Source organism: Luteimonas sp. R10 (assembly GCF_045689605.1).
In the GTDB taxonomy this organism is placed as follows: domain Bacteria; phylum Pseudomonadota; class Gammaproteobacteria; order Xanthomonadales; family Xanthomonadaceae; genus Luteimonas.
The window spans coordinates 3253990-3267188 of the sequence record NZ_CP141262.1; the positions used below are offsets into that span (position 1 = coordinate 3253990).

Here is a 13199-nt window from a genome sequence, read left to right on the forward strand (position 1 = left end):
ATGCGCGCCGGGCGCCGCCGCAACCTGCTCCTGCGCCTGCTGATCGGCCTGCTCGCCGCGCTGTGCGTCGGCGCGCTGCTGTCGCAGCAACTGACCTGGCGCCTCGATACCTGGATCTACGACACCCTGCTGTCCCATTTCGAGCAGCCGGCGGACGACCGCATCGTGATCGTGGCGGTCGACGAGCGCAGCCTGTCCGAACTCGGGCGCTGGCCGTGGTCGCGCGGCGTCCATGCCGAGCTCGTCGAGCGCCTGCAGCGTGCCGGCGCGCGCGGCGTCGCGCTGAACGTCATGTTCGCCGAACCGGCCCGCGACGATCCCGCCGGCGATGCCCTGCTCGCCCGGGCACTCGCCGAAAGCGGCAACACCGTCCTGCCGGTCATGGCCGAGCCCGTCGAACCGGGCGGCATGCTGATCGAGGTGATGCCGATGCCGCCGCTGATCGAGGCGGCCGCCGGACTCGGCCACGTGGACGCGGCGATCGACCGCGACGGCATCGCGCGCCACGCCTATCTCCGCGCCGGCCTGGGCTCGGCGCACTGGCCCTCGCTGGCGGTCGCACTGCTCGATACGCATGCCGGCACCGACGCCGACCGCGCGCTGCCGGGACTGCGCGATCCGCGGCGGCGGCAGGCCGCTCCCTACCAGTGGGTGCGCGACCACCACATCATGATCCCGTTCGCCCCGCACGGCGCGTTCGCGCAGGTGTCCTACCTCGACGTGCTCGACGGCACGGTCGACGACGCGTTGCTGCGCGACCGCTGGGTCCTGGTGGGCGCGACCGCGGCCGGCATCGACCAGGGGCTGCTGACGCCGCTGACCGGAGGCGGCCCGCGGCTCTCGGCCACCGAGTACCACGCCAACGTACTCAACGCGCTGGCCAACGGGCAGGCGATCATTCCTTTTCCCGGCCCGCGGCAATGGCTGCTGGCGATCGCCCTGGCGCTCTTGCCGCTGGCGCTGTACAGCGAACGCAGCCCCTGGCGGCGGCCGTGGATCGTCTTCGCCGTGGTCGCCGCCGGCACGCTGCTTTGCTGTGCGCTGATGCTGCGCTACGGCCGCTACTGGTTCCAGCCGACGCCGACCCTGGCGGTGCTGGCCGCCGGCTACGTGGCGTGGACGCTGTCGCGCCTGCGGCAATCGCAGCGCCAGGCGCATTCGGACGCGCTGACCCGCCTGGCCAACCGTCGCATGTTCGACCTCACGCTGGCGCGCGAGCTCAAGGCGGCCCAGCGCTCGGGCCGGCCGCTGTCGCTGCTGCTGATCGACGTCGATCATTTCAAGCACTACAACGACCGCTACGGCCACCAGGCCGGCGACGACGTCCTGCGCCGGACCGCCAACGTGATCGGCGTGCACGCGCGCCGTCCGCGCGACCTGGCCGCGCGCTATGGCGGCGACGAACTGACGGCGATCCTGCCCGAGACCTCCGCCGCGGCCGCAAATGCCCTGGCCGAGGCGATCATCCGCGACGTGCGCGCGCTGCGGATTCCGCACCTCGGCTCCGAGATCGCACCCTGGATCACCCTCACCATCGGCGTGGCCACGTATGATCCGAAGCGCGAGTCCGGCGCGGTCGACCTGCTCCAGCGCGCGGACGCCGCCCTGTATCGCGGCAAGCACGAGGGCCGCGACCGCAGCCAGCGTGCGGCAGGTGCCGCGATCGCCTGAGCGGCATCCGCCCGGTGCGACCGGCAGGCGTCTGTGACAGGATGCTGCCGGAGCCCACATACCGGAGGTCGGCCGCATGCGCCAGGCGAATCCCGCAATCGTGTTGCCGCGGCTGCTGCTGGCCGGCGTGTTCGTGGTCATGGGCGGCTGGCGCCTGTGGGGCGCTTGGCAAGGCGTGCCGACCAGCGGCGCCACCCTGACCTTCAGCGCCGCCGAACTGCTGCTGGGGCTGCTGATCGCGTCCGGCTGGAAACTGCGCTGGACGGCGCTGGCCGCGGCGCTGCTGATGGCGGCCGACGCGGTGCTGGCGCATCCGTTCTGGTCGGTGGCCGGCGCCGGCCGCGATGCCCAGCTGCTGCACTTCATGAAGAACGTCGGCATCGTCGGCGGCTTTTTGCTGCTGTCGCTGACCGCCCCGGTGCACAGGCGCTGAGCCGTGGCGGTCGAGGGCGACGCCGGGCAGCTGATCAGGGTCGTCGCCCTGCTCGGCGCCGCCGTGGTGGCGGTGCCGCTGTTCCGGCGGCTCGGCCTGGGATCGGTGCTGGGCTACCTGGCCGCGGGGCTGGCGATCGGACCGTTCGGCTTCGCCCTGTTCGCCGAACCCGAGGCGATCCTGCACTTCGCCGAGCTGGGCGTGGTGATGTTCCTGTTCGTGGTGGGCCTGGAGATGCGGCCTTCGCACCTGTGGAACCTGCGCCGGCAGATCTTCGGTCTCGGCGCGCTGCAGATCGCCGCGTGCGTCGCAGCCCTGACCGGCGTCGGACTCGCATTCGGCTTTCCGCTGCCGGTGTCCTTCGTCGGCGCCGCCGGCTTCGTGCTCACCTCCACCGCGATCGTCATGCAGCTGCTCGGCGAGCGCGGCGACATCGCCCTGCCGCGCGGCCAGCGCATGGTCTCGATCCTGCTGTTCGAGGACCTGCTGATCGTGCCGCTGCTGGCGCTGGTGGCGCTGATGTCGCCGACGGCGGCCGCTCCGGACGCCGGCTCGCGCCTGGGCGGCGTCGCCGTCGCCGTCGCCTCGCTGGCCGGCCTGATCGTGGCCGGCCTGTACCTGCTCAACCCGCTGTTCCGGGTGCTGGCCGCGGCCAGGGCGCGCGAGGTCATGACCGCGGCCGCGCTGCTGGTGGTGCTGGGCGCCGCGCTGCTGATGGAAATGGGCGGACTGTCGACCGCGATGGGCGCGTTCCTGGCCGGGGTGCTGCTGTCCGAATCCACCTTCCGGCACCAGCTGGAGGCGGACATCGAGCCGTTCCGCGGGCTGCTGCTGGGCCTGTTCTTCATGGCGGTGGGCATGTCGCTGGACCTGTCGGTGGTGGCGGACCAGTGGGCGCTGATCGCCGCCGCGGTGCCGGCGATGATGGCGGCCAAGGGCAGCTGCATCTACCTGGTCGCACGCGTCACCCGCAGCAGCCATGCCGACGCGCTGGACCGGGCGGTGCTGATGGCGCAGGGCGGCGAGTTCGCCTTCGTGCTGTACGCGGCGGCGGCGGCCGGCGGCATCATCGACGCCGGGGTCAACGCCAGCCTGACGGCGGTCGTGGTGCTGTCGATGGTCCTGACGCCGCTGGTCGTGCTGGTCGCGAAGCGCTTCACGTCCGCGGCGGCGCCGTCCCTGGACGGCGTGGAACGGGCAGACGGCCTCGCCGGCAGCGTGCTGATCGTCGGCTTCGGCCGCTTCGGGCAGGTGATGAGCCAGTCGCTGCTGGCGCGCGACGTCGACGTGACCATCATCGACACCGACATCGAAATGATCCAGAGCGCCGCCGAGTTCGGCTTCAAGGTCTACTACGGCGACGGCACCCGGCTCGACGTGCTGCACGCCTCCGGCGCGCACCGGGCACGCGCGATCGCGGTCTGCGTCGACGACCGCAAGGCCGCCAGCCGCATCGCCGCGCTGGCCACGCGGAGCTTCCCGCAGGCGAAGCTGCTGGTGCGCGCGTTCGACCGCGAGCATTCGCTGCAGCTGATCGCCGCGGGCGTCGACTACCAGATCCGCGAGACCTTCGAATCGGCGGTCAGGTTCGGAGAGGCCGCGCTGCGCGAGATCGGGGTCGATCCTGAGGAAGCGGCGGCCATCGCCGCCGAGGTCCGGCGCCTGGATGCCGAGCGTTTCGAACTGGAACTCGCGGCCGGCGGCGATCCGCGTGCGGGAATCCCGCTGTTGCGCGGCAATGCACCCAAGCCCACGCCGTTCGTGACGCCGAAGCGCGAGAGCCGCGCGCTCAACGACTTGGCCGACGGCGCCACCCGCACGGTCGATGCTCCACCCGCCACCGACGGTTGATGCGCACAGTGGGAGCGACGGAAGTCGCGACTGCGCGGCGTCCGGTCGTCGCGACTTCCGTCGCTCCCACAAGCGCCTGGAAGCCGACCGGTAGCGCGAAGCGCGAAAACTCCACGGTCTGCGATCAACCGGTGGAATCGATGCCGGACCGGGGGTCGTGGTGTCTCTCGGGATCGACGGTGGCGTCGGCAGCTTCACGGGCACGCGGCGCACCTCCGGCGATGGCTGGCCGATGCCTGGGCTGCTATCATGTTGCGATGCAGCAACGTTTCCCGTCCGTACGCGCGCTTGCCCCGGAACCGCGCCCGCGGCGCGCCCGGCGCCGCGTGGGCGGCACCCGGCCGACGCCGCCGTAGCGCGCGTCCGCGGCGGCCGTCCGGCGCCGACCGTTTCTCCGCGGCGACTCCGCCGTGTTTTCCCCGAGACACCGATTCGACCGCCCGGGCTCCCGGCGCGGTCCAGGACCTGCTCCCATGACGTCATCGAACCTGCGCGCGGAATGGTTTCCGAACGTCCGCGCCGACCTGCTCGCCGGCCTGGTGGTCGCCCTGGCGCTGATCCCCGAGGCCATCGCCTTCTCCATCATCGCCGGCGTCGATCCCAAGGTCGGCCTGTACGCCTCGTTCTGCATCGCCGTGGTGATCGCCTTCACCGGCGGCCGCCCGGGCATGATCTCCGCGGCCACCGGCGCGATGGCGCTGCTGATGGTCGGGCTGGTGCGCGACCACGGCCTGCAATACCTGCTGGTCGCCACCGTCCTCACCGGCGTGCTGCAGATCGCCGCCGGCTACCTGCGGCTGGCCGACCTGATGCGCTTCGTCTCGCGCTCGGTGATCACCGGCTTCGTCAACGCGCTGGCGATCCTGATCTTCCTGGCGCAGGTCCCGGAACTGATCGCGGTGCCGTGGATGGTCTACCCGATGGTCGCGATCGGCCTGGGCATCATCTACGGCCTGCCGCGACTGACGCGCACGGTGCCGTCGCCGCTGGTGGCGATCGTGCTGCTGACCGGCGCGGCGCTGCTGCTCGGCATCGAAGTGCCCACCGTCGGCGACAAGGGCGAGCTGCCGGACAGCCTGCCGGTGTTCCTGCTACCCGACGTCCCCTGGACCCTGGAGACGCTGCGGATCGTCCTGCCGGTCTCGCTGACGCTGATGGTGGTGGGCCTGCTGGAGTCCTTCCTCACCGCCAGCATCGTCGACGACCTGACCGACACGCCCAGCGACAAGCACCGCGAGGCCAAGGGCCAGGGCGTGGCCAACGTCGCCTCGGGCTTCCTCGGCGGCATGGCCGGCTGCGCGATGATCGGACAGTCGGTGATCAACGTGAAGTCCGGCGGCCGCGGTCGCCTGTCGACCCTGGCCGCGGGCGTGTTCCTGCTGCTGATGGTCGTGTTCGCAAGCGACTGGGTGGGCATGATCCCGATGGCGGCGCTGGTGGCGGTGATGATCATGGTGTCGATCGGCACCTTCAACTGGCGCTCGGTGGCCAACCTGCGCACCCATCCCAAGACCTCCAGCCTGGTGATGATCGCCACCGTGGTGGTCACGGTGCTGACCCACGACCTGGCCAAGGGCGTGCTGACCGGCGTGCTGCTGTCGGCGCTGTTCTTCGCCCGCAAGGTCGGCCAGGTGCTGCACGTCGGCTCGGTCGCGGCCGAGGACGGTGCGGCGCGGCACTACACGGTGACCGGGCAGGTATTCTTCGCCTCGGCGGAGAGTTTCATCGCCGCGTTCGATTTCGGCGAGGTGCTCGATCGCGTCCGCATCGACGTCTCCGGCGCGCACTTCTGGGACCTGAGCGCGGTCGGGGCGCTGGACAAGGTGGTGCTGAAGTTCCGCCGCGAGGGCACCGAGGTCGAGCTGGCGGGCATGGACGAGGCCAGCCGTACACTGGTCGACCGGCTGGGCGTGCACGACAAGCCCGGCGCCGGGCACCTGATGGGCGGACACTGAGGAATTCGACATGAACGCGAACAGCTACGAAATCCCGGCCGACGGCAAGGTGCTGGCCTGCGTCGACGCCTCGGTCTACGCCGACAGCGTCGCCGACCACGCCGCCTGGGCGGCCCAACGGCTGGACGCGCCGCTGCAGTTCCTGCACGTGCTCGACCGCGAGGCGCACCCGACCGCCGCGGCCGACTACAGCGGCAACATCGGCCTGGAGGCGCAGGCCGAACTGCTGCAGGAACTGGCCGAGCTCGACGAGAAGCGCAGTCGCCTGTCGGCAGAGCGCGGCCGCCTGCTGCTGGCGCGTGCGCGCACGCGGGCGGCCGATGCCGGCGCCGATGATACCGAGGGCCTGCAGCGCCACGGCAGCCTGGCCGAGACCCTGGCCGGGCTGGAAGCCGGCGCGCGGCTGCTGGTGCTCGGCAAGCGCGGCGAGTCGGCCGACTTCGACAAGGGCCACCTGGGCGCCAATCTGGAGCGGGTGGCGCGGGCGGTGCATCGGCCGCTGCTGGTCGCCTCGCGCGCGTTCCGCCCGGTCGCGCGCTTCGCGATCGCCTTCGACGGTAGCCAGACCACGCGCAAATGCGTGCAGATGGTCGCGCAGAGCCCGCTGTTCCGCGGCCTGCCCTGCCACCTGGTCAGCGCCGGCGACGGCAACGACGCGCTGCGCGAGGCGCAGGCCTGGGCCGGCGGCGTGCTGGCCGAGGCCGGTTTCGAGGTGCAGGCCTCGCTCGCCGCCGGCGACGCCGAATCGGTGATCGGCAACCACGTGCGCGAGCACGGCATCGACCTGCTGGTGATGGGCGCCTACGGCCACTCGAAGATCCGCCAGCTGATCGTCGGCAGCACCACCACCGCGATGATCCGCAGCTGCCTGATCCCGGTGCTGCTGTTGCGCTGACTACGGCGCACCAGGCTGAGCGTGACTGAAGGCGCGGGGATACCAGGCGCGCCAATCGGCCGGCACTTCCGCAGACCCGCAGGCCGCCGGAGGATCCCGTCACCCCGGCGCAGCCGGGATGCCGGTGCGAGGCGGCGCGTGGCTCCCCGGCGCGCCTGCCTGCCATGACCATCGACACCCCCGGCCGGGCCGGGTCAGGCGTAGAGTGCCCCCGGTGCCCTCCGGGGCCGACCTGTCCTTTCCAAGCCCGCCGGGCGGAGTCCATGCACGTGCCTTCCCATCTGCCGAAAACCATCACCCTGTCGCTGGCGATCGCGCTGGTCCTGTCCGCCTGCGACCGCGCCGCGCCCGCCGGCGACACCGCCGACGCCGCGCCCGCGGCCGGGCCCGCCCTGACCCTCGACGAGAGCACCCTGCCGCCGGTCAACCGCTTCCAACTGTCGGACCTCGATCCGAACGGCAACGCCTGCCGGGACTTCAACGCCTACGCCAACGGCACCTGGCTGGCCGCCAACGCGATCCCCGGCGACCGCAGCTCCTGGGGCGCGTTCGAGATGCTGGACGAGCGCTCCACCGCCGTCCAGCGCCAGCTCGCCGAACAGTCGGCCGCCGATGCCGGCGCCACCGGCGTGGAGAAGATCGTCGGCGACTTCTGGGCCACCGGCATGGACGAGGCGGCCGTCAACGCCCAGGGCATCGCGCCGCTCGAGGCCGAACTGGCCGAGATCGACGCGCTGGCCGACGGCGCGGCGATCGCCGAGTACCTGCGCAAGTCGGCCGCGAAGGGCGACGGCTACCTGGTCGGCATCGGCGCGATGCCCGACTTCAAGGACGCGACGATGAACATCGCCGCCACCGGCCAGGGCGGCCTCGGCCTGCCCGACGCGCCCTACTACACCGCCGACGACAAGCTGAAGATCCGCGACGCCTATGTCGCCCACATCGCCAAGGTGCTGGAGCTCTCGGGGGTACCCGCCGACGCGGCCGCCGCGCAGGCGGACGACGTGATGGCGTTCGAGACGCGCCTGGCCAAGGTGTCGAAGTCGCGCGAGGAGTTCTCGCGCAACGTCGAGCTGTACTACAACCCGGTCACGCCGGCCGAGGCCGATGCGCTGTCGCCGAACTTCCCGTTCACCCGCTTCTTCGAATCGCAGGGCGTCGAGGTGCCGGAGATGTTCTCGCTGTCGGTGCCGGAGTACCACGCCGAGGTCAGCAGGATGCTCGAGGACGTGCCGGCCGAGCAGTGGAAGAGCTATCTGCGCTTCCACCTCGTCGACGGCGCCTCGCCGTATCTCTCCGACCCGTTCGTGCAGCAGAACCACGCCTTCTACGGCAAGACCCTCGCCGGCCAGCAGGACCTGAAGGAGCGCGGCAAGCGCGTGCTGCAGACCATCGACCGCAATGCCGGCGAGGCGCTCGGACAGCTCTACGTGAAGGTCGCCTTCCCGCCGGAATCGAAGGCCAAGATGGAAGCGCTGATCGCCAACCTCAGCGAGGCGCTGAAGGTGCGCATCGAGAACCTGGAGTGGATGAGCGACGACACCAAGGCCAAGGCGATCGAGAAATGGAAGACCTTCGAGCCGCGCGTCGGCTACCCGGACAAGTGGCGCGACTGGTCGGGGCTGGAGACCGGCCGCGACAGCTATCTGGACAACGTGCTCGCCGCGCGCGAGTTCAACTACCGGTGGGACATCGGCAAGATCGGCCAGCCGGTCGACAAGAGCGAATGGGGCATGCGGCCGCAGACGGTCAACGCCTCCTACAATCCGCTGGCCAACCAGCTGACATTCCCGGCCGCGATCCTGCAGCCGCCGTTCTTCGACCCGGAGGCCGACGATCCGCTCAACTACGGCGGCATCGGCGCGGTGATCGGCCACGAGATGACGCACGGCTACGACGACCAGGGCGCACGCTTCGACCCGCAGGGGAACATGGCGAACTGGTGGACCGACGCCGACCTGGAAGGCTTCCGCGCGCGCACCGGCAAGCTGGTGGCGCAGTTCGACGCCTACACCACCGAGGACGGCCGCCATCTCAACGGCAACCACACCCTGGGCGAGAACATCGCCGACCTCGGCGGCCTCGCCACGGCCTACGACGCGATGAAGAAGGCCACCGCGGGCAGCGAGGACCCGATGATCGACGGCCTGACCCGCGACCAGCGCTTCTTCCTCGGCTGGGCCACCGTTTGGCGCCGCAACTTCACCCCCGAGGAGCTCGACAAGCGCCTGCAGACCGACGAGCACGCGCTGGCCGGGTTCCGCGCCATCGGCGCGCCCTCGAACCTGCCGGCCTTCGCCGCCGCGTTCGAGTGCAAGCCGGGCGATCCGATGGTGCGCGCCGGCAGCGACCAGGTGGTGATCTGGTGATCTTCCGCGACTGACGTCGCGCAGGCCCGCGAAGGAAGGTCCGGCATCCGCCGGACCTTCTTTTTATGTGTGTGGCGGCCGCGTTCAGCGTGACCGGGCTTGCTAGACTGCCGCGATCGTTTCGATGGACTCCGCGATGCCCAACGCCAAACCGCTCACCCTCGCCCTGGTCGCCTGCCTGGCGATCGGGATGTCCGCCACCGACGCCGACGCCCAGCGCCGCGGCGCGGCCAAGGCGCCAGCCGGGCCCACGGCCTGCACCGACTTCTACAGCTTCGTCAACAAGGACTGGCTGACCGCGAACATGATCGTGGGATCGGGCCGCGTGTCGGCGCTGGGCGAGCTGCAGGCCTCGGCCCTGCAGCAGCAGCGCGAGCTCCTGGACGCGGCGATGCGGTCGCCGCAGAACAACGTGCAGCAGCTGCTCGGCGACTTCTGGGCCAGCGGCCTGGACGAGGCCGCGGTGGAAGCGGACGGGGCGCAGCCGATCGCGCCGCTGCTCTCGCGCATCGACGGCATCCGCCGCGCCCGCGACATCCCGCCGGCGATCGCCGCGCTGCACCAGGTCGGCATCCCGGTGGCGTTCAACTTCAACGCCGATGTCGACCTTGCCGACCTGACGCGCCACATCGGCTACTTCACCCAGGGCGGCCTGGCCCTGCCCGATCCCGCGTACTACACCCGCGACGACGCCGACACCAAGGCGATCCTCGACCGCTACCGCGGCTACGTGCGCAGCATCCTGGCGCTGACCGGGGTCGAGGAGAAGTCGCTCGACGCCGAGACGGCCGCGGTGATCGACCTGGAGACCGAGATCGCGCGGCACTGGCGCGCGATCACCCTCGCCCGCGACCCGCGCAACAACTATGCGCCGGTGCCGGTCGCCGGGTTCGACAAGCAGTACAAACGCCTGCAGCTGGACGAGTTCCTGCAGACCAACGGCATCCAGGCCGAGACCGTGTCGATGGCCAATCCAGCGCTGTTCGCCCGGCTCGACGAGCTGGTCGGCAGCGTGAAGCCGGCGCAGTGGAAGTCGTACCTGCGCTTCCATGTCGGCAATGCCATGGCGCCGTACCTGTCCAGGACCTTCCGCGAGGCCGAGTTCGAGTTCCACGGCCGCGTGCTGCGCGGCCAGGCCGAACCGCTGCCGCGGCAGGCCCAGGTCCTGAACGCGATCAACAAGGCCGCGGGGCCGATGCTCGGCCGCGAGTACGTGGCCAGGTACCTGCCCGAGGGCACCCGGCTGCGCGCGACCACCATCGCCACCGAGGTCCGCGACGCGCTGCTGCGCGGCATCGACCGCAGCGCCTGGATGAGCGAGCCGACCAAAGCCGAGGCACGCAACAAGATCGAGGCGCTGCGCATCGAGATCGGCGCGCCCCGGCACGACCTCGACTACAGCGTGCAGCCGATGGGGCGCGGCAGCTTCGGCGGCAACATGCTGATCGCGTCCACCTGGCGCCACCGCGAGGAGATGCGGCGCATCGGCCGCAGCAACGCCGACCAGCGCTGGGACGTGCTGCCGCAGCAGCCGGCGCTGGCGTACGACATCGCCCAGAACCGGCTGATCGTGTCGGCGGCGGTGCTGCAGCCGCCGGTGCTCGACATGACGCAGGATGCCGCCGCGCACTACGGCAGCTACGGCGCGCTGGTCGGGCACGAGCTCGGCCGCGGCATCGACATCCGCGGGCGCGTGGTCGACGCCGCCGGCAACGTCCGCACCTGGTGGAACGACGGCGACGAGGCCGCCTGGACCGATCTCGCCAACCGCCTGGCCGGCCAGTACAGCGGCTACGCCTATCCCGCCGCCACCGCGCTGATGGTCGACGGCACCCAGACCCGCGACGAGAACGCCGCCGACCTGGCCGGCGTGGAACTGGCGTGGGACGCGCTCGCCGCCGCCAATGCCGAACTGCCCAAGGCGTCCGCGCAGGCGTTCTTCGAGGCATGGGCGCAGCTGTGGCGGCAGCAGATGTCGCCGGACGTGGCCAGCCGCCTGGCCGCCAGCAGCGTGCAGGCGCCCGGCCAATGGCGCGCCAACGGCCCGCTGGTCAATCTGCCCGCGTTCGGCACCGCCTTCGACTGCAAGGCCGGCACCGCGATGCAGGCCACGGAGGACCAGCAGGTCCGGATCTGGCGCTGACTGCGGGGAATCGGGATCGGGAATCGGCAAAGCTTGTCCGCTTTTGCCGTCATCCCGGCGCAGGCCGGGATCCAGTGCCTTCCGGCCCGCGGCGTGAGAAGCAGACTTGGGGCCGCACGGCAATCAGCGGTTCTCGTACATCGCCCTGGCTGCAGGGCGCGGGCTCTGGATCCCGGCCTGCGCCGGGATGACGGTGTGGATATTGCGGGATGACGGCGTGGACATTGCCGGGATGACGGTGCGGGCCTTGCCGGGCTGCGCGGTGCGGATTTCTAGGTCGGATTCCAGGCTCGTAAAACGGATCCGGAATCCCGAGACCGGCCTGCAGCCGTCTAGAAACGCCGGACGTTGTTGCCCGGGCGGCGCCGGCTGAAGGGCGGCCGCCCGCGCCACTGCTGGATCAGCAGCCAGCCGAACAGCATGCCGCCCAGGTGGGCGAAGTGGGCGACGCCCGAACGCGTGCCGCTGATGCCGAACGCCAGCTCGATCACGCCCAGCACGATCACCAGCGTGCGCGCCTTCATCGGGATCGGCGGGATCAGCAGCATCACCCGCTGGTGCGGGAACAGCATGCCGTAGGCCAGCAGCACGCCGAACACGCCGCCGGAGGCGCCCAGCGTCGGGAACGCGCCGCCGCCCTGCGCCAGCCCCCACGACACCACCACCAGCTGGCACAGCCCGGCACCGACCACGCAGACCAGGAAGTAGGTGAGGAACCGCTTCTGCCCCCACGTGTACTCCAGCGGCGCGCCGAACATCAGCAGCACCAGCATGTTGAACATCAGGTGGAAGCCACCGCCGTGCAGGAAGCCGTAGGTGACCAGCTGCCATGGCAGGAAACTCATGCCGCCGGCATCGGCGCCGCCGAGCGGCCACAGCATGAACGGCCAGAACGGCGCGTTGCCGAGCACCAGTTGCAGGACGAAGACCACGCCGTTGAGGATCAGCAGCGTCTTGGTCACGGGAGGGAGATTGGAGAACATCCGGGTTCCTTTAGCGACGCGCCATGATACCGGGATCGCGATGGACGCCGTGATGTCGCGCTTCACGCACACGGGACGCAGCGTCCGGCGAATCGTGCATCAGCGGCGCGGCCCCCACAGGGCCGCGTCCAGGTTCGCCGCGGGCTTCGCCACCCGCACCCTGCCCCGCTCCACCCGCACGCCCTCGGCGCGCAGCCGCTGGACCTGTTCATGCCAGCCCTTGCTGTTCTCCGGCAGCGCGATGCGGCCGTCGCTGCGCAGCACGCGATGCCAGGGCAGCGTGGCGTCGGCGTTCCCGGACAGGATCCGGGCGACCAGCCGCGCCCGCCCGGGCAGCCCCGCGCGTCGCGCGACCTCGCCGTAGCCGGCCACCTGGCCGCGCGGGACGGCGCGGATCGCGGCGAGGATCCGCGCCTCGGCAGACAGTTCGTCCATGGGGGATTAGGATAGCGGCAGATACGTCAGGGCACCGCCAGCGCATGCAGAATTTCGAGCAGATCCGCAGCCATCTCCGCAGCGCGGACTTCCGCATCACCATGCAGGAGCCGTACGTGATCTGCGTCGAGCTCTCGCTCGACAACGGCCGCCGCCACCAGGCGATCTTCCTCTCGGAGCTGCAGGACGACGACGGCCGCGCCTACCTGCGCGCGAGCACCGTGATCGCGCCGATCACCGGCATCGACGCCCGGCGCGCGCTGATCTTCAACTGGGAGAGCCGGGTCGGCTATCTCGCCGTCGGCGACCTCGACGGCGTGCCCTACCTGCAGCTGTGCGAGAACCGCCCCTACGCCGCCCTCGACGCCGCCGAACTCGGCCGCCTGGTCCTCGAGATCGGCGGCATGGGCGACCGCCTGGAGCGCGCGCTGTCGGCCGACGGCGATTTGCTTTAGAGCTAGAAG

The 13199-nt window shown here is 71.0% G+C and carries 10 protein-coding genes; 8 read left to right on the top strand and 2 right to left on the bottom strand.

The genetic code is table 11. From position 1 onward, the window contains the following. The 7 genes from U3649_RS14215 (at nucleotide 1) to U3649_RS14245 (ending at nucleotide 11317) form a co-directional block, all read left to right on the top strand. Nucleotides 1–1671 (top strand): CHASE2 domain-containing protein, encoded by a 1671-nt coding sequence (locus U3649_RS14215; protein ID WP_407351965.1) that lies wholly within the window; start codon nucleotides 1–3, stop codon nucleotides 1669–1671. A gap of 76 nt (nucleotides 1672–1747) precedes the next feature. Then, nucleotides 1748–2104 (top strand): hypothetical protein, encoded by a 357-nt coding sequence (locus tag U3649_RS14220; RefSeq protein ID WP_407351966.1) that lies wholly within the window; start codon nucleotides 1748–1750, stop codon nucleotides 2102–2104. A 3-nt stretch (nucleotides 2105–2107) separates the two neighbouring features. Then, on the top strand, nucleotides 2108–3955 hold the full coding sequence (locus U3649_RS14225; protein ID WP_407351967.1) for a monovalent cation:proton antiporter-2 (CPA2) family protein: 1848 nt from the start codon (nucleotides 2108–2110) through the stop codon (nucleotides 3953–3955). Nucleotides 3956–4428: 473 nt separating this feature from the next. Continuing rightward, nucleotides 4429–5910 (top strand): SulP family inorganic anion transporter, encoded by a 1482-nt coding sequence (locus U3649_RS14230; protein ID WP_407351968.1) that lies wholly within the window; start codon nucleotides 4429–4431, stop codon nucleotides 5908–5910. Between the two features lie 10 nt (nucleotides 5911–5920). Then, a complete protein-coding gene (locus tag U3649_RS14235; protein ID WP_407351969.1) occupies nucleotides 5921–6805 on the top strand; it encodes a universal stress protein in 885 nt (294 codons plus the stop codon). Nucleotides 6806–7098: 293 nt separating this feature from the next. Continuing rightward, nucleotides 7099–9174 (top strand): M13 family metallopeptidase, encoded by a 2076-nt coding sequence (locus U3649_RS14240; protein WP_407354627.1) that lies wholly within the window; start codon nucleotides 7099–7101, stop codon nucleotides 9172–9174. Between the two features lie 136 nt (nucleotides 9175–9310). After that, entirely contained in the window at nucleotides 9311–11317 is a 2007-nt protein-coding gene (locus U3649_RS14245; RefSeq protein WP_407351970.1) for a M13 family metallopeptidase, read from the top strand. A 332-nt stretch (nucleotides 11318–11649) separates the two neighbouring features. On the opposite strand, the gene U3649_RS14250 is transcribed toward U3649_RS14245, so the two are convergent. Both U3649_RS14250 and U3649_RS14255 read right to left on the bottom strand, forming a co-directional pair. Further along, nucleotides 11650–12300, bottom strand: coding sequence for a rhomboid family intramembrane serine protease (locus U3649_RS14250; RefSeq protein WP_407351971.1), 651 nt, complete (start codon nucleotides 12298–12300; stop codon nucleotides 11650–11652). A 99-nt stretch (nucleotides 12301–12399) separates the two neighbouring features. Continuing rightward, nucleotides 12400–12735 (bottom strand): MGMT family protein, encoded by a 336-nt coding sequence (locus tag U3649_RS14255; protein WP_407351972.1) that lies wholly within the window; start codon nucleotides 12733–12735, stop codon nucleotides 12400–12402. A gap of 44 nt (nucleotides 12736–12779) precedes the next feature. Between U3649_RS14255 and U3649_RS14260 the strand changes: the two genes are divergently transcribed. Further along, nucleotides 12780–13190 carry a hypothetical protein gene (locus tag U3649_RS14260; RefSeq protein WP_407351973.1) on the top strand — a complete coding sequence of 137 codons (411 nt, stop codon included), beginning with the start codon at nucleotides 12780–12782 and terminating at the stop codon, nucleotides 13188–13190. Nucleotides 13191–13199: the final 9 nt, after the last annotated feature.

What these genes read in the sequence shown, in the direction of transcription:
- U3649_RS14245 (WP_407351970.1), top strand. Translation starts at nt 9,311, where the DNA reads ATGCCCAACGCCAAACCGCTCACCCTCGCCCTGGTCGCCTGCCTGGCG.
- U3649_RS14260 (WP_407351973.1), top strand. Translation starts at nt 12,780, where the DNA reads ATGCAGAATTTCGAGCAGATCCGCAGCCATCTCCGCAGCGCGGACTTC.
- U3649_RS14255 (WP_407351972.1), bottom strand. Translation starts at nt 12,735, where the DNA reads ATGGACGAACTGTCTGCCGAGGCGCGGATCCTCGCCGCGATCCGCGCC.
- U3649_RS14220 (WP_407351966.1), top strand. Translation starts at nt 1,748, where the DNA reads ATGCGCCAGGCGAATCCCGCAATCGTGTTGCCGCGGCTGCTGCTGGCC.
- U3649_RS14230 (WP_407351968.1), top strand. Translation starts at nt 4,429, where the DNA reads ATGACGTCATCGAACCTGCGCGCGGAATGGTTTCCGAACGTCCGCGCC.
- U3649_RS14215 (WP_407351965.1), top strand. Translation starts at nt 1, where the DNA reads ATGCGCGCCGGGCGCCGCCGCAACCTGCTCCTGCGCCTGCTGATCGGC.
- U3649_RS14235 (WP_407351969.1), top strand. Translation starts at nt 5,921, where the DNA reads ATGAACGCGAACAGCTACGAAATCCCGGCCGACGGCAAGGTGCTGGCC.
- U3649_RS14250 (WP_407351971.1), bottom strand. Translation starts at nt 12,300, where the DNA reads ATGTTCTCCAATCTCCCTCCCGTGACCAAGACGCTGCTGATCCTCAAC.